Here is a 15,500-nt window from a genome sequence, read left to right as displayed (position 1 = left end):
AAGGAGAGATAGATGGCGCAGTTTCTCGCCCTGCAGGGCTCGGCGCATCAGACTCATCAGTCGGCGGCGTACGAGCTCCAGGACGGCGTGGACATCGAGAAGCTCGCGCAGGAACTCTCGAGCGCGGTGACACTGGACCGGGTGGTCCCGGTGCCGGCGGTGCTCCCGCAGAACAAGGGCCGGCGCCAGAAGGTCACGCTCTACGTCCGCCCGGCGGCGTGGGGGCTGTGGACCTTCTACGAGCTGTCCGAGGAAGACCAGCGCCAGATGCTCAAGGAGAACCCGCTGCTGAACGCGCTCATCCAGGGCGCCGCCCAGCAGGGCCAGGCCCGGCCGGGGGGCCAGCAGAACCCGCTGTTCGGTCAGCAGTAAGGGCGGAGTGCGGCCAGTACCGCGGCGGGCCCGTCGCCGCATGACGTAGCTTCGGCTCGTGGCCGCGCTGATGAACCGCCAGATCGTGTTGCGTCGCAGACCCGTCGGGCTGGTCGCGCCCGAGGACACCGAGCTGATCAGCGCACCGGCACCCGAACCCGCGGACGGCGAGGCGCTGGTGCGCACCACCTACATCGGCATCGACGCGGCGGCGCGCACGTGGCTCAACGACCAGCCGGGCTATCTGCCGCCGGTGCAGCTCGGCGAGGTCATCAGGGCGGCGGGCATCGGCGAGGTGGTGGCGTCCCGCTGCGACGCCTACGCCGTCGGCGACGTCGTGACCACGCTGACCGGGTTCCAGGAGTACGTGATCAGCCGCGACGACATCTTCACCACCCCGGTGCCCGGCCCCGACGTCGACCAGCTCGCCGTGATGTCGGTGTACGGGCCGACCGGGGCCACGGCCTACTTCGGGATGATGGGCATCGGCAAGCCGCAGGCCGGTGAGACGGTCGTGGTGTCGGCGGCAGCCGGGGCGACCGGCTCGGTGGCGGGCCAGATCGCCAAGATCGCCGGCGCCCGGGTCGTCGGTATCGCGGGCGGGCCGCGGAAATGCCGGGCCGTGGTCGACGACTTCGGTTTCGACGCCTGCATCGACTACCGCGGCGACGATCTCGCGGCCGCCCTCAAACAGCACTGCCCCAAGGGCGTCGACGTGTACTTCGACAACGTCGGCGGGCCGATCCTCGACGCGGTGCTCGGCTGGCTGGCCCACAAGGCCCGGGTCGTGTTGTGCGGCGTCATCTCCAGCTACCTGACCGGCGAGCACCCGGGCCCGGCCAACTACGTCAACCTGCTGTCGAAGACCGCGCTGATGCAGGGCTTCAACGCGCTCGACGAGTGGGGCCGCTTCGACGAGGCGTTCGGGCCGCTGCGGCAATGGGCGCAGGAGGGGCGGCTGGTGCACCGGCAGACCATCTTCGAGGGCATCGAGTCGTGCGTCGACGCGATGAACGGCCTGTTCACCGGCGCCAACATCGGCAAGATGCTGGTCAAGGTCAGCGAACCGAGTAGCGGCTAGGCGCCGCGCCGAGGGGTTGAGTGCTTTCGGATCGGGGTATGTCGTCGCTTGTCAACGCGGACAATCTTGAGGAGTACGTGCATGAGCGCTCGCCGATTCGCTCGAATGGTAGGTGTGACCGCTGCTTTCGGGGCGTTGGTGAGCGCACCCGTGCCCCTCGCGGCGGCCCAGCCGCCGCCGGCGTGTCCGGACGTGCAGGTGGTGTTCGCCCGCGGCACCGGTGAACCCGTCGGTGTCGGCGGGATCGGGCAGTCGTTCGTCGACGCGGTCCGCGCGCAGGCCGCGCCCCGCTCGGTCGACGTGTACGCGGTGAACTATCCGGCCAGCGGCGACTTCAACAACCGCATCCAGTTCGCGCGCACCGTCGTCGACGGCATCCGCGATGCCGCGGGCAAGGTCGAGTCGACCGCGGCGGCGTGCCCGGACACCCGGATCGTGCTCGGCGGATTCTCCCAGGGCGCCGCCGTGGCCGGGTTCGTCACCGCCGCGGAGATCCCGGCCGAGATCCCGCCCGAGTACCGCGAGTTCATCCCCGACCCGATGCCCACCGAGGTGGCCGACCACGTCGCGGCGGTCGTGCTGTTGGGCAAACCGTCCACGCAGTTCCTGCGCGACATCGGGGCCCCGCCGATCGTGATCGGCCCGTCGTACGCCGGCAAGACCCTGGACCTGTGCGCGGAGGGCGACACGATCTGCAACGGCGCACCGGCCGGCGGCCCGAGTTTCGCGCACGCCTCCTACGGATTCAACGGTATGACCAACGAGGGCGCGGCGTACGCGGTGGCCCGGTTGTCACCGGACGGTCCCGCCGCCGAGCCGGCTCCGGCGGCGGCCGCGGCGCCCGCACGCTGATGCTCTAGTACGCTTCGCCGGGTGAGCACGCCGAAAGCCCGCGCGCGCTGGATGCGTGGCGGACTCGTCGGTGTCTGCTCGACGGTCATGACGGCGCTCGCGCACACAGTCCCCGGTGCGGGCCTGCCGAGCGGTTCGGGACTGGCGGTCGTCCTGCTGGTCTGCGGCACGGTCGGCGCGGCGGTGTCCCGCATCACGCTCGAGGACCGGCGTGCCCGGCTCAGCGTGGTCGCCGCTGCGCTCGGCGTCGCGCAGGCGCTGGGGCACATCGTGCTCTGGCTCGGCGGCGGCCATCATCACTCCGCGGCGCCACTCGGGCTGACCCCGGCGATGACGGCCGCGCATCTCGGCGCCGCCGTCGTGCTGGGCGCGGCGATCGTCGCGGTCGAATACCTCTACGTCGTCTGTGCATCCGTGCTGCAGTGGCTGCGGCTGTTCGCGACATCGGGCGTACGGCCCCCCGTCCGCAAATCGCGCCGCGCCACGAAAGTCGTCGTCGCCCAGCGGATCTGGGTGGCTTCCGGGCTGGGTATGCGCGCCCCGCCGGTGAGGTGTGCGACGGCCTAGCCGTCGCCTCGTGAGCAATGGTCCGCGGCTGCCCGGCCGCGGACGGCCGCCGTCTGCGGCCCTTCCGATGACCTCAATCCCCGGTGCGCGAACGGCTTTCGCGCACCCCGCGCGAAAGACCCTGTCATGACGACCACCCCTGAGAAAACCCCGCAGCGGCAGCGCCCGCGCGGGATGCGGCCGCTGCTGGCGCGGCTGCACTTCTACGCCGGCGTCTTCGTCGGCCCGTTCATCCTGATCGCCGCCGTGACCGGCCTGCTGTACGCGGTGATCCCGCAGATCGACAACGCGGTTCACCGCCACGAACTCAAGGTCGATCAGGTCGGTGAACAGCGGCTCCCGCTGGCCGACCAGTTGCACGCGGCCCGCGCCGCGCATCCCGAAGGCGCGGTGGTGACGATCCGTCCGCCCGCCGCCGCCGACGAGACCACCCAGGTGCGGCTGGCCGTCGACGACGTGCCACCCGACTATGCGCGCACGGTGTTCGTCGACCCGTACACCGGAGAGGTCCGTGGCGCGTTGACCACCTACGGACAGTGGATGCCGGTGCGGGCGTGGTTCGACGAACTGCACCGCAACCTGCATCTCGGTGCTCTCGGCCGCAACTACAGCGAGCTCGCGGCCAGTTGGTTGTGGGTGATCGCGCTGGCCGGCACGGTGCTGTGGTGCCTGCACCGCCGGGACACCAAGAAATTGCGGCGCCTGGCTCTGCCGGACCGCTCGGCCGATGGCCGCCGCCGGACGCTGTCCTGGCACGGCGCGGTCGGGGTGTGGATCGTCGTTGCGCTGCTGGGCCTTTCGGTCACCGGGATCACGTGGTCGCGGTATGGGGGAGAGACCGTCAACCTGTTGCAGGAGAGGTTGAACACGACCGCGCCTGCGGTGGACACAGCGCTGCCGTCGGCATCGGCCGCTGGTGCGCTCGCCGGTGCCGACGTGGCGTACCGGGGTGCGATCGACGCCGGGTTGGCCGGGCCGATGTGGATGTCCCCGCCGGCCGCGAGCGGTGAGGGCTGGCTGGTCGAGGAGAACAAGCGGGACTGGCCGACGCGTTACGACGCGGTGTCCGTCGACCCGGACACCGGTGTGATCACCGACCGGGTGGACTTCGCCGACTGGCCGCTGCTGGCGAAGCTGACGAACTGGGCGATCGACGCCCACATGGGTGTCCTGTTCGGCTGGCCGAATCAGATCCTGTTGGCGCTCACCGCGATCGGACTGATCACCGTGATCGTCCGCGGCTACGTGATGTGGTGGCGGCGTCGTCCCACCCGGGGTTCGGCCTGGGCGACCGGGCGACCGCCGCTGCGGGGCGCGCTACGCACCCTGCATCCGGCCGCGATCGCGGTGCTCGCCGTGTTCGTGGTGGCGCTGGGTTGGGCGTTGCCGCTGTTCGGGCTCAGCCTCGTGGCATTCCTGGCGGTCGACCTCGTCGTCGGGGCCGTCAAACAACGCAGAACCACCTCTGAGGAGACCAAAACCGATGCATAGCAGAGATATCAGCTTGTTCGTGCTATTTCTCACGGTCGCGGCCACTGTCGGCTGCACGACCCACGGGCAACACGACGAAGCGTCGATGGCGAGCACGGTCACCATTGCCGATCAGTGGGCGAGCTCGGCGGACTCCGGGATGGCCGCGGTGTTCGGCACCTTCACCAACACCGGACACCACGACGCCCGCGTGGTGTCGGGTTACTCGGATGTGGCCGAACGAGTCGAGGTGCACGAGGTTTCCGCGGGCACTGACGGCGCAAAGACGATGCGGCCTAAGGAGGGCGGGTTGGTGATCCCCGCAGACGGCTCGCACGACCTGGTTCCCGGCGGCGACCACCTGATGCTGATGGACCTCAAACAGCCGCTGCCGCCGGGTTCGGAGGTGGCGCTGAGCGTCGAGTTCGAAGACGGGTCGACGCTGCCCGTCACCGCCCAGGTACGCGACTTCGCCGGCGCCGACGAGGAATACCAGCCTTCGACGGGCGGTTCGGGGCCGCACCGCGATCATGGCTGAGCGGCCATCCCGGGGGCAGCTCCGGCTCAACCGGCGGCGCCTCTTCGCGGGCAGCGCGGCTGTGGTGGCGGCCGGCGCGACTCTCACGCAGTGCAGCATCGCCCGGTCCTCGGTGACCCAGGAGCTGTCCGACTCGGCGGTCGAACCGTTCCACGGCAGGCACCAGGCCGGCATCACGACCGCGCCGCAAGCCCACGCGCTGTTCGTCGCACTGGACCTCGCGCCGGCACCCGGCCGTGGCCCTCGGGACGCGCTGGCGGCGGTGCTCAAGCTGTGGACCTCGGACGCGGCCCGGTTGACGCAGGGGCGGGCCGCCCTGGCCGACACCGAACCCGAGCTGGCGCAGCGACCGGCCCGGCTCACCGTCACGGTCGGCCTCGGCCCGCGACTGTTCGACAGGATCGCGCTGGGGCACCGTCGTCCGCGAGCCGCTGCCGAACCGCCGGGCTTCGCCACCGACCGGCTTGAACCGCAGTGGTGTGGCGGTGACCTGCTGCTACAGATCTGCGCCGACGATCCGATCACGCTCGCGCACACCAGTCGGGTGCTGTTGAAGAACGTCCGCACCATGACCACCGTGCGTTGGCGGCAGACCGGATTCCGCAACGCGGCCGGCGGCCGCGGGGGCAGCATGCGCAACCTGATGGGACAGATCGACGGGACTGTCAACATCACCGACGCCGCGGGCTTCGACCGGCACGTCTGGCATGACGGCGAAGACCAGCCCTGGTTCGCCGGCGGGACCATCCTGGTGCTGCGCCGGATCCGCGCCGAGATGGACACGTGGGACGAAATCGACCGTGCCAGCAAGGAACTCGCCGTCGGTCGCCGCCTGGATACCGGTGCGCCGCTCACCGGGAGTTCGGAATTCGACGAACCCGATTTCGCCGCCACCGATAGGGGCATTCCGGTCATCCCGCCGAACTCCCACATCGCAGTGGCCCGGCACCGCAGCGACGACGAACGGTTCCTCCGTCGCCCGTACAACTACGACGACGCTCCGCCGACCGGGCGCACCACCGACAGCGGGTTGATCTTCGCGACCTATCAGCGGGATCCCGCAGCGCAGTTCACCCCGGTGCAGCGGCGACTTGCCGAAGCCGACGCGCTCAACGAGTGGATCACGACGATCGGGTCGGCGACGTTCGCGATCCTGCCCGGCGTCGACGACGATGGCTATCTCGGCGAATCACTGCTGGGGTAGCGAGTTCTGGCCTGCGTTTGTCACTCACTCGATGACGATCAGCAGATCGTCACCCTCGACTTGTGAGGTCTTCGCGACCGCCACCCGGGTGACCTCGCCCGTCGTGGGAGCGGTGATGGAAGCCTCCATCTTCATCGCTTCGATGGTGCCGATGGTCTGGCCGGCCTGCACATGGTCACCCTGTGCGACGGTCATGGTTACCACCCCGGCGAACGGTGCGGCGACATGGCGGGGATCGGTGCGGTCGGCCTTCTCGGCGGCGGGACGGTCGGCGACGATGGACCGGTCGCGTACCACGACGGGTCTGAGCTGGCCGTTGAGGAGGCACATCACGGTGCGCATGCCCCGTTCGTCGGGGTCTGAGACGGCCTCCAACCCGATCAGCAGTTCGACACCACGCTCGAGCAGCACCCGGTGCTCCTCGCCGTGGCGCAACCCGTAGAAGAATTGGTTCGCCGACAACCGGGAGGTGTCACCGTACTGCGCGCGGTGGGCCTCGTACTCTTTCGTCGGTCCCGGGAACAGCAGCCGGTTGAGTGCCGCGCGCCGTAGCTCACCAGGCGCGCAGAGCAGCTTCCGATCGACGTCCGAGAGCTGTCGTTCGCCGGGGGGCGGCGGTCTGCCTTCGAGTGCGCGGGTACGCAGCGGCTCCGGCCAGCCACCGGCAGGCTCGCCGAGTTCACCGCGCAGAAAACCGATCACGCTGTCGGGGATGTCGAGACGGGCAGGTTCGTGCACGAACTCCTCCGCGGTCATCCCGGCGCCTGCCAGCGCGAGTGCCAGATCACCGACGACCTTGCTCGACGGGGTGACCTTCACGAGCCGTCCGAGCACGCGGTCTGCGTCGGCGTAGTTGGCCTCGATGTCCTCGAAGTGGTCGCCGAGCCCGAGCGCAAGGGCCTGCTGGCGCAGATTGGACAGTTGCCCGCCCGGGATCTCGTGGCGGTAGACCCGCCCCGTCGGCGCCGGTGGTCCGGCCGCGGCGACATCGAACGGCGTGTACACCTTGCGCAACGCCGCCCAGTACGGCTCGAGGTCGCAGACCGCCGGTAACGACATGCCGGTGTCGAACTCTGTGTGCGCGGCGGCCGCCACGATCGAGCTCAACGCGGGCTGGCTGGTGGTGCCGGCCAGCGGCGCGGCCGCTCCGTCGACCGCGGACGCGCCCGCCTGCCATGCCGAGACGTAGGTGGCCAGCTGGCCCCCCGGAGTGTCGTGGGTGTGAACGTGCACCGGTAGGTCGAATCGGGTTCGCAGTGCGGTCACCAATGTGTGGGCGGCCTGAGGCCTGAGCAGTCCGGCCATGTCTTTGATCGCCAGGATGTGGGCGCCGGCCTCGACGATCTGCTCTGCGAGCTTCAGGTAGTAGTCCAGGGTGTAGAGGTCCTCACCGGGATCGGACAGATCGCCGGTGTAGGACATCGCGACTTCGGCGACTGCCACGTCGGTCTCGCGCACCGCGTCGATCGCGGGGCGCATCGACTCGACGTTGTTCAGCGCGTCGAAGATGCGAAAGATGTCGATGCCCGTGCGGGTGGCCTCGTCCACGAATGCGAACGTGACCTCCTCGGGATAGGGGGTGTAACCGACGGTGTTTCGTCCGCGCAGCAGCATCTGCAGACATATGTTGGGCACCGCAGCGCGCAGCGCCGCCAGCCGCTGCCATGGATCTTCCTTGAGGAATCGCAGCGCGACGTCGTAGGTCGCCCCGCCCCAGCACTCCAGCGAGAGCAGCTCGGGTGTCATCCTCGCGACGTACGGGGCCACGGCCAGCAACCCGCTGGTGCGAACCCGCGTCGCGAGCAGCGACTGGTGGGCGTCGCGGAACGTGGTGTCGGTGACACCGACCGGCTTGGAGTCGCGCAACCACGCGGCGAAGCCCTCGGGGCCCAGCGCAAGTAACCGCTGCCGACTGCCGTCAGGAGGCGGTGCGCTCAGGTCGACGCCGGGTAGTTTGTCGTGTGGATAAACCGGCGACGGCCGGTCTCCGTGAGGTTTGTTCACGGTCACGTCCGCCAGGTAGTGGAGAATCCGTGAACCGCGGTCCGCCGGTGTGTTGGCGGTGAGGAGTTCCGGGCGTTCGTCGATGAAAGACGTCGTGAGGTGACCTGATCGGAAGTCGTCGTCATCCAGAACCGCTTGCAGGAACGGGATGTTCGTCGAGACACCGCGGATCCGGAACTCCGCCAGAGCCCGGCGCGCCCGCGACACCGCGGTGGTCGAATCGAGGCCGCGGCAGGTCAGCTTGACCAGCATCGAGTCGAAATGCGCGCTGATCTCCGCACCGAGGTGCGTGCCGCCGTCCAGTCGGACACCGGCACCGCCCGGTGAGCGGTATCCGGTGATCCGGCCGGTGTCGGGCCGGAAGCCATTGGCGGGATCCTCGGTGGTGATCCGGCATTGCAGCGCGGCGCCGCGAATGCGGATGGCGCCTTGGTTCAGGCCGAGGTCCGACAGCCGCTCGCCGGCGGCGAGACGCAACTGCGACCCCACCAGATCGACATCGGTGATCTCCTCGGTCACCGTGTGCTCCACCTGGATTCGCGGATTGCACTCGATGAAGACATGCCGGCCGCGGTCGTCGACGAGGAACTCGACGGTGCCGGCGCAGAAGTAGCCGATGTGGCGGGCGAAGGTGACGGCGTCCGCGCAGATTCGGTCCCGCAGTGATTCAGACAGGTTCGGCGCGGGAGCGAGTTCGACAACCTTCTGGTGTCGGCGCTGCACGCTGCAGTCGCGTTCGAAGAGGTGCACGACGTCGCCGGACCGGTCGGCGAGGATCTGCACCTCGATGTGCCGGGGGTGAAGTACCGCCTGCTCGAGATACACCGCCGGGTCGCCGAACGCCGATTCTGCTTCACGCGAGGCAATTTCGACTGCTTCGCGTAGTAGCGTCGCATCGGCCACGCGGCGCATCCCGCGCCCGCCGCCACCCGACACCGCCTTGACGAAAAGCGGGAACTCCATGCTTTCGGCGGCGGCGACCAGATCGTCGACCGACGTGGAAGGCGGGGACGACGCAAGTACCGGCAGTCCGGCCTCGCGCGCGGCCGCGACAGCGCGGCTCTTGTCGCCGGTCAACTCGAGCACGTGCGCACCGGGTCCAACGAAGGTGATCCCGGCCTGCGCACACGCGGTCGCGAGGCGGGGATTCTCCGACAGGAAGCCGTATCCCGGGTAGACGGCGTCGGCACCGGCGAGTTGGGCCACCCGGATGATCTCGTCGACCGAGAGGTACGCCCTGACCGGGTGACCCGGTTCGCCGATCTGGTATGACTCGTCGGCCTTGAGCCGATGCGGTGAATTGCGGTCCTCGTGTGAGTACACCGCGACTGTCGCCACACCCATCTCGTAGGCGGCGCGGAATGCGCGGATTGCGATCTCGCCCCGGTTGGCGACGAGCAGCTTGGTGATGCGCTTGTCAGTCAAGAGAGCGCTGCGGTTGGCCCGAGTATTCGCTCAGGGGGCGGATCAACGCGTTGGACGCCGCTTGCTCCATGATGTGTGCGGTCCACCCGGTGATGCGACTCATGACGAACAGCGGGGTGAACATCGGGATGTCGAAATCCATCAGGTAATACGCGGGCCCGGTGGGAAAGTCGAGGTTGGGCTTGATGCCGGTGGTGGCGAACATCGCGCGCTCGAGTACCTCGTAGATGTCGAGCCAGCGCTGCCCGTCGCGGACGGCGGCCACCCGCACCAGGGCGTCCTTCATGGTGGGCACCCGCGAGTCGCCGTTCTTGTAGACGCGGTGGCCGAAGCCCATCACCTTCTCCTTGCGCGATAGCTTGCCGTGCAACCACTCCGCGGCATGCTCAGCAGACCCGATCTCGAGCATGTCGTGCATGACGGCCTCGTTCGCCCCGCCGTGCAGGGAGCCCTTGAGTGCCCCGATCGCGGCGGTCACCGCGCTGTAGATGTCGGACTGCGTTGAGGTCACGACGCGGGCAGCGAAGGTCGATGCGTTGAAGCTGTGCTCGGCGTAGAGCACCATCGACTGTTCGAACGCCTCGACGATCGCGGGCTCGGGCACTTCGCCGAAGCACATGTTGAGAAAGTTCTGCGCGTAGCCGAGTTGGCTGTGCGGCGGGACCGGCGGCAGACCCTGGCGGCGCCGCATGTCGGCAGCGACGATCGTCGGCAGCACCGCGAACATGCGCAGCGACTTGGCGTAGTTGGCCGGCTCGGTGCTGTCGTCCTCCTGCGGATCCTCCGCGCCGAGGTAGCTGATCGCGGTGCGCACCACATCCATCGGGTGGCAGCTGTCGGGCAGCTTCGCCAGCAGCGAGTACATCGAGCGGTCGACGCGTCTGGACGCGCGCTCGCGCTGACAGAACAAGGCGAGTTCGTGGTCGGAGGGCAGTTCACCGTGCCAGAGAAGGTAGGCCACCTGCTCGAACGAGCAGCGCGTGGCCAGATCCTGGACGGGATAGCCGCGGTAGGTGAGGCTGTTGGTCTCCGGAACCACCTTCGAGATCGCGGTGGTGTCCACGACGACGCCGGCCAGGCCCTTGTGGATGCGAGGGGCATCCGGTGCGGTGGTGGTAGTCATGTCCTCACGTCCTGTAGGTCGAAGTTGTAGATGTCGGAGTCGAATTGGTTGAAGTCGGCGTAGCGCAGCAGTTCGTAGAGTCGACTTCGATGCTGCATGCTCTGCAAGAGACCGGATTGTGTTCCGGCGGAGTGGACTTCGCGCAGTCCGAGTTCGACGGCGTGCATCGCCAGCCGCAGCGCGGTGACGGGGTAGATCACGACGTTGTAGCCGATGGCGGCGAGCCGGTCCGCGTTGATGAGTTCGGACTTGCCGAATTCGGTCATGTTGGCCAGCAGCGGGATGTCGACGGCGGCGCGGAAGCGCTCGAAATCCGCCGGTGCGGCCAGCGCTTCGGTGAAGATCAGGTCCGCGCCGGCATCGGCGTAGGCGCGGGCCCGGTCGATGGCCGATCCGATGCCTTCGACACCGGCGGCGTCGGTGCGGGCGCAGATCACGAAGTTCGCGTCCCGACGGGCAGTGACCGCGGCGCGGATCCGCTTGACCATCTCCGCGGTGGACACGACCGCCTTGCCGTCGAGGTGTCCGCAACGCTTCGGGTTGACCTGATCCTCCAAATGACAGCCGGCCAGGCCGGCGTCCTCGAGCAATGTCACGGTGCGCGCCACGTTCATCGGCTCACCGAACCCGGTGTCGGCGTCGATCAGTGTCGGAAGCTCTGTGGCCGAGGCGATCTGGGCGCCACGGGAGGCGACCTCGGTCAGGGTGGTCAGACCGATGTCGGGCAACCCCAGGTCGGCGGACAGGACGGCCCCGGAGACGTAGACGCCGTCGAAGCCGATCTCCGCGATCACTTTCGCGACCAGTGGTGAGAATGCGCCGGGGTAGCGCTGCAGCCGCCCGGATGTCAGGCCGGCGCGGAACCGTTCTCGCTTCTGTGCTGCCGGCGTGCGGGCACCCAGGAGTCCGCTCACCGGAAGATTCCTGACGGGATGGTCGGAGCCTTGTCGAGCACCGTCGAGTCGATCCTCACGTTGAGCGCAGCCAGCCCACCGGGTTTGAGGCTTGCGACATCTTCGACTGCGGTCAGGAATCGTTGCTGCTCAGCCGGTTCCACGACACCGTCGGCCAATGTCGTGAACTTGTTCCGGTACTGCTCCCGGGCGAAGGGCCGGACGCCGAGTGGGTGCGCGTCGGCGACGGCGATCTCATCGGTGATGACCTCGCCGCTCTCGAGGGTGATCACGGCCCTGGCCCCGAACGCCTTCTCGGCGGGGTCGTTCGAGTGATAGCGGCGCGTCCACTCCGGGTCCTCGACGGTCGAGATCTTGCGCCAGAGGTCGATCGTGTCCGGGCGGTGTGAGCGTTCGGGGGCGTACGAATGCTCGTGGTGCCAGGCGCCGTCCTGCAAGGCGACCGCGAAGATGTACATCACCGAGTGGTCCAGGGTCTCCCGCGACGCGTCGGGATCGAACTTCTGCGGGTCGTTGCTGCCTGTTCCGATCACCACGTGGGTGTGGTGGCTGGTGTGCAGCACCACGGTGGCGATCTGTTCCAGATCGCCGATCCGGTCGCGCAGTCGGCGGGCGAGGTCGATCAGGGCCTGGCTCTGGTACTCCGCGGAGTGTTCCTTGGTGTAGCTGTCCAGGATCGCCCGCTTGGGTTCACCGGGCCCCGGCAGCGGCACCCGGTAGGTGTGCTCCGGTCCGGAGAGCAGCCATGCGATGACGCCGTCCTCGCCCTCCCAGATCGGGGCAGGTGCGCCCTCTCCGCGCATCGCCCGGTCGACCGCTTCGATGGCGACCTTGCCGGCGTGGGCCGGTGCGTACGCCTTCCAGCTGGAGATCAGGCCCTTGCGCGACTGCCGGGTGGCGGTGGTCAGGTGCAATGCCTGCCCGATCGCCGAGTAGATGGTCTCCGGATCCAACCTCAGCATGGTGCCGATGCCGGCGGCGACCGACGGACCGAGATGGGCGACATGGTCGATCTTGTGCTCGTGCAGGCAGATGCCGCGCACCAGGTTGATCTGGATCTCGTATGCGGTGGCAAGGCCGCGGATCAGATCGGAGCCTCTGACGCCGAGTTGCTGCGCGACCGCGACGAGTGGCGGGATGTTGTCGCCGGGATGGGAGTAGTCGGCCGCCAGGAAGGTGTCGTGATAGTCGAGCTCGCGTACGGCGACCCCGTTGGCCCATGCCGCCCACTCCGGCGAGTACTTGCCGTCGATGCCGAACACGGTCGCGCCGTTGCGCGTCGGATGCGCCTGCGCCTGAACCCGGGCGACCGTCACCGGCCGTCGGAGCACGGAGGCGGCCGAGACGGCGGCGTTGTCGATGATGCGGTTCACCACCATCTCGGCGGTGTCCGCCTCGACCGGCACCGGGTCCGCGGCGACCTGGGCGATCTTCCAAGCGAGGTGCTCGGATCGTGGGAAGTCCTCGGCGCTGCGGCGGGTACGGACGTCGTGAAGTTGCATGATCCGCACCGTACGCATAGGCGGTTGACGGAAAAAGTCCCTGTAAGTGCGTAATTTTGTGTCCTGAGGCTCAGGGTTTTGCGAAGATTGTGTAAAGCGTTTGGTCTAGCGTGGTGTCCGGTGGCCAAGACCTTTGTCGGTGCTCGACTGCGTCGCCTGCGGGAGGAGCAGGGGCTGACGCAGGTGGCACTGGCGCGTGCCCTCGACCTGTCGACCAGCTACGTCAACCAGCTCGAGAACGATCAGCGCCCGGTCACCGTCCCGGTGTTGTTGGCGCTGACCGATCGGTTCGGTCTGCCGGCGAACTTCTTCGCTCCGGACTCGGACGCCCGATTGGTCTCGGATCTGCGCGAAATCCTCGCCGACACGTCGGCGACCGCGGCTCAGATCGAGGAACTGGTGGCCCGAATGCCCGCAGTCGGGCAGACGCTGGTGTCTCTGCATCGGCGAATGTTCGACGCCACAACCGAGGTCGAGGCCATGCACAGCAGAGCCAACCTCGACGCGGTTCCGCCGTTACCCCAGCCGATGCCGTTCGAAGAGGTCCGCGATTTCTTCTACGACCGGAACAACTACATCGCCGAATTGGATCTGGCCGCCGAGGATCTCTTCATGCGGCGTTCTCTGCGTGTCGGCGGACTCGATGAACAGCTGGCCGGGTTGATGGCCGAGGAACTCGGAATCAACGTCGTCGTGGACGACGGAACGCATCCCGGTGCCCTCGGGCCGAATGTCAAAAGGTCGTACCGGGCCGACAGCGGCGTCCTCTACGTCGCCCGGTGGTTGCTACCGGGGCAGCGGGCGTTCCAGCTCGCCACGCAACTGGCGCTACTGACGCAGTCGGATCTGATCTCGGCGATCATCTCGACCGACGACCAGCTCAGCGCGGAAGCGCGTGAGGTGGCCCGGATCGGATTGGCGAACTATTTCGCCGGTGCCCTGCTGTTGCCCTACCGCACGTTCTTGGCCGCCGCCGAGGAACTGCGCTATGACATCGACCGGTTGGCCCGGCGATTCGAGGTCGGCTTCGAAACCATCTGCCATCGGTTGTCCACGCTGCAGCGGCCGGACCTGCGCGGTGTGCCGTTCATCTTCGTCCGCACCGACCACGCCGGAAACATCTCAAAGCGTCAGTCCGCCACGGCTTTCCACTTCTCACGCGTCGGCGGAAACTGTCCGCTCTGGGTTGTCCACCACGCCTTCTCCCGCCCGGGCGAGTTCATCACCCAGGTGGCGGAAATGCCGGACGGCCGCAAGTACTTCTGGATCGCACGCACCACGTCGTCCAACCCCAGCCGGTTTCGGGGCCCGCACAAGCGGTTTGCCATCGGCCTCGGCTGCGACCTCGCGCACGCCGGGAAGCTCGTCTACTCGGCAGGTATCGATGTCGCGGACCCCGACGCGGCGGTGCCGATCGGCGCGGGTTGCAAGATCTGTGACCGATCGGCATGTCCGCAACGCGCGTTCCCCTACATCGGACGGCCCGTGCACGTTGATCCCCACGCGAGCAGTGACCTACCGTACCCGCCCGCACTGTAGCTATTTCGACGCGATCAACGCCGCCCGGGCCAGCGTCTCCTCGGCCATTTTGACGTGCGCGGCATCCACCAGCACGCCCTCGACGCCGACCGCACCGCGGCCGTTCGCCTCCGCCTCCCGGTAGGCGGCCACATTACGCTCGGCCAGCGCGATCTGGTCCGGTGTAGGCGCATACACCGAGTTGGCGATCGGAACCTGGTCGGGATGGATGGCCCACTTTCCGGTGTAGCCCATCAGCGCCGACCGTTGCGCGTCCCTCTCGTACCCCGCCAGGTTGCCGAAGTCCGGGTAGGGCGAGTCGATCGCGTCGATGCCGGCGATGCGAGCGGCCACGATGACTTTGTTGCGGGCGTACGCCCAGAAGTCACCGACATACTCACCCAGCGGATCGAAGTTGGTGTCCACCCGCGCGCCCTGGGACAGCGAGAAGTCACCGACCCCGAAGATCAGAGCGTCGAGCCGCGAACTTGCGGTGGCGATGGCTTCGGCGTTGGCCAGCCCTTCCACCTCTTCGATCAGCACCTCGAGCCGGATCCGGTTGTCCAGCCCGAGTTTCGATTCCAGCTGGGTCAGCAGCACGTCGACCCACCAGACGTCGCGTGCCGTGCGGGCCTTGGGGATCACGACGGTGTCGAGGTTGCGACCCGCATGCGTGACCACCTCGATCAGATCGTCGTGACACCACGGGGTGTCGAGGCCGTTGATGCGGATTGCGCGCGCTGTGCTGCCCCAGTCGATCTCGTTGAGCGCCGTGATCGCCTTGGCGCGTGACTGTACTTTGAAGGCCGGTGGTACCGCGTCCTCCAAATCGAGGAACACCAGGTCCGCACCGCTTCCGGCGGCCTTGTTGAACATGTGGTCGTTACTTGCGGGCAGCGCCAGTTCGGAACGGCGGAGCAGGTTGGTCAT

General features: G+C 68.1%; 13 protein-coding genes. 8 read left to right on the top strand and 5 right to left on the bottom strand.

Features of this window, described 5'->3' with window-relative positions; translation table 11 throughout:
* The first annotated feature begins 12 nt into the window (after window positions 1-12).
* The 7 genes from BHQ18_RS11775 (at window position 13) to BHQ18_RS11745 (ending at window position 6,084) form a co-directional block, all read left to right on the top strand.
* Window positions 13-372 (top strand): hypothetical protein, encoded by a 360-nt coding sequence (locus BHQ18_RS11775; protein ID WP_069413783.1) that lies wholly within the window; start codon window positions 13-15, stop codon window positions 370-372.
* Between the two features lie 58 nt (window positions 373-430).
* Window positions 431-1,453 (top strand): NADP-dependent oxidoreductase, encoded by a 1,023-nt coding sequence (locus tag BHQ18_RS11770; RefSeq protein ID WP_109789265.1) that lies wholly within the window; start codon window positions 431-433, stop codon window positions 1,451-1,453.
* An 81-nt stretch (window positions 1,454-1,534) separates the two neighbouring features.
* Window positions 1,535-2,305 (top strand): cutinase family protein, encoded by a 771-nt coding sequence (locus tag BHQ18_RS11765; protein WP_069413782.1) that lies wholly within the window; start codon window positions 1,535-1,537, stop codon window positions 2,303-2,305.
* A gap of 21 nt (window positions 2,306-2,326) precedes the next feature.
* On the top strand, window positions 2,327-2,872 hold the full coding sequence (locus BHQ18_RS11760) for a hypothetical protein (RefSeq protein ID WP_069413781.1): 546 nt from the start codon (window positions 2,327-2,329) through the stop codon (window positions 2,870-2,872).
* A gap of 126 nt (window positions 2,873-2,998) precedes the next feature.
* Window positions 2,999-4,363 carry a PepSY-associated TM helix domain-containing protein gene (locus tag BHQ18_RS11755; RefSeq protein ID WP_069413780.1) on the top strand — a complete coding sequence of 455 codons (1,365 nt, stop codon included), beginning with the start codon at window positions 2,999-3,001 and terminating at the stop codon, window positions 4,361-4,363.
* Entirely contained in the window at window positions 4,356-4,880 is a 525-nt protein-coding gene (locus tag BHQ18_RS11750; protein WP_069413779.1) for a copper chaperone PCu(A)C, read from the top strand. Before BHQ18_RS11755 ends, BHQ18_RS11750 begins: the two co-directional genes overlap by 8 nt.
* Window positions 4,873-6,084, top strand: a complete 1,212-nt coding sequence (locus BHQ18_RS11745; protein ID WP_069413778.1) for a Dyp-type peroxidase — start codon at window positions 4,873-4,875, stop codon at window positions 6,082-6,084. Before BHQ18_RS11750 ends, BHQ18_RS11745 begins: the two co-directional genes overlap by 8 nt.
* Before the next feature lie 24 nt (window positions 6,085-6,108).
* Here the strand turns inward: BHQ18_RS11745 and BHQ18_RS11740 are convergent, their stop codons facing one another.
* From BHQ18_RS11740 to prpD, 4 genes are read right to left on the bottom strand one after another with little or no spacing between them, the layout of a single operon-like run.
* The gene (locus BHQ18_RS11740) at window positions 6,109-9,513 is read right to left on the bottom strand and encodes a pyruvate carboxylase (protein WP_069413777.1); all 3,405 of its coding nucleotides are present in this window, start codon (window positions 9,511-9,513) and stop codon (window positions 6,109-6,111) included.
* Window positions 9,506-10,636: a bifunctional 2-methylcitrate synthase/citrate synthase gene (locus BHQ18_RS11735; RefSeq protein ID WP_069413776.1), complete on the bottom strand. Its 1,131-nt coding sequence runs from the start codon at window positions 10,634-10,636 to the stop codon at window positions 9,506-9,508. Before BHQ18_RS11735 ends, BHQ18_RS11740 begins: the two co-directional genes overlap by 8 nt.
* The gene (prpB, locus tag BHQ18_RS11730) at window positions 10,633-11,550 is read right to left on the bottom strand and encodes a methylisocitrate lyase (protein WP_069413775.1); all 918 of its coding nucleotides are present in this window, start codon (window positions 11,548-11,550) and stop codon (window positions 10,633-10,635) included. The genes BHQ18_RS11735 and prpB overlap by 4 nt, the downstream gene beginning before the upstream one ends.
* Window positions 11,547-13,052 (bottom strand): 2-methylcitrate dehydratase PrpD, encoded by a 1,506-nt coding sequence (gene prpD / locus BHQ18_RS11725; RefSeq protein WP_205866080.1) that lies wholly within the window; start codon window positions 13,050-13,052, stop codon window positions 11,547-11,549. The genes prpB and prpD overlap by 4 nt, the downstream gene beginning before the upstream one ends.
* Before the next feature lie 120 nt (window positions 13,053-13,172).
* Here prpD and BHQ18_RS11720 point away from each other — a divergent pair, with 120 nt between their 5' ends.
* Window positions 13,173-14,591, top strand: a complete 1,419-nt coding sequence (locus BHQ18_RS11720; protein WP_069413774.1) for a short-chain fatty acyl-CoA regulator family protein — start codon at window positions 13,173-13,175, stop codon at window positions 14,589-14,591.
* Here BHQ18_RS11720 and BHQ18_RS11715 read toward each other — a convergent pair whose 3' ends face one another.
* Window positions 14,592-15,500, bottom strand: coding sequence for an HpcH/HpaI aldolase/citrate lyase family protein (locus BHQ18_RS11715; RefSeq protein ID WP_069413773.1), 909 nt, complete (start codon window positions 15,498-15,500; stop codon window positions 14,592-14,594). It abuts the gene before it with no gap.

Source organism: Mycolicibacterium flavescens, assembly GCF_001722335.1.
GTDB lineage: Bacteria > Actinomycetota > Actinomycetes > Mycobacteriales > Mycobacteriaceae > Mycobacterium > Mycobacterium flavescens.
The sequence above is the reverse complement of the archived record's forward strand: the minus strand, read 5'-3'. Positions and strand labels throughout refer to the sequence as shown.

What these genes read in the sequence shown, in the direction of transcription:
- BHQ18_RS11755 (WP_069413780.1), top strand. Translation starts at nt 2,999, where the DNA reads ATGACGACCACCCCTGAGAAAACCCCGCAGCGGCAGCGCCCGCGCGGG.
- BHQ18_RS11750 (WP_069413779.1), top strand. Translation starts at nt 4,356, where the DNA reads ATGCATAGCAGAGATATCAGCTTGTTCGTGCTATTTCTCACGGTCGCG.
- BHQ18_RS11735 (WP_069413776.1), bottom strand. Translation starts at nt 10,636, where the DNA reads ATGACTACCACCACCGCACCGGATGCCCCTCGCATCCACAAGGGCCTG.
- BHQ18_RS11745 (WP_069413778.1), top strand. Translation starts at nt 4,873, where the DNA reads ATGGCTGAGCGGCCATCCCGGGGGCAGCTCCGGCTCAACCGGCGGCGC.
- prpD (WP_205866080.1), bottom strand. Translation starts at nt 13,052, where the DNA reads ATGCAACTTCACGACGTCCGTACCCGCCGCAGCGCCGAGGACTTCCCA.
- BHQ18_RS11775 (WP_069413783.1), top strand. Translation starts at nt 13, where the DNA reads ATGGCGCAGTTTCTCGCCCTGCAGGGCTCGGCGCATCAGACTCATCAG.
- BHQ18_RS11715 (WP_069413773.1), bottom strand. Translation starts at nt 15,500, where the DNA reads ATGACCAACCTGCTCCGCCGTTCCGAACTGGCGCTGCCCGCAAGTAAC.
- BHQ18_RS11765 (WP_069413782.1), top strand. Translation starts at nt 1,535, where the DNA reads ATGAGCGCTCGCCGATTCGCTCGAATGGTAGGTGTGACCGCTGCTTTC.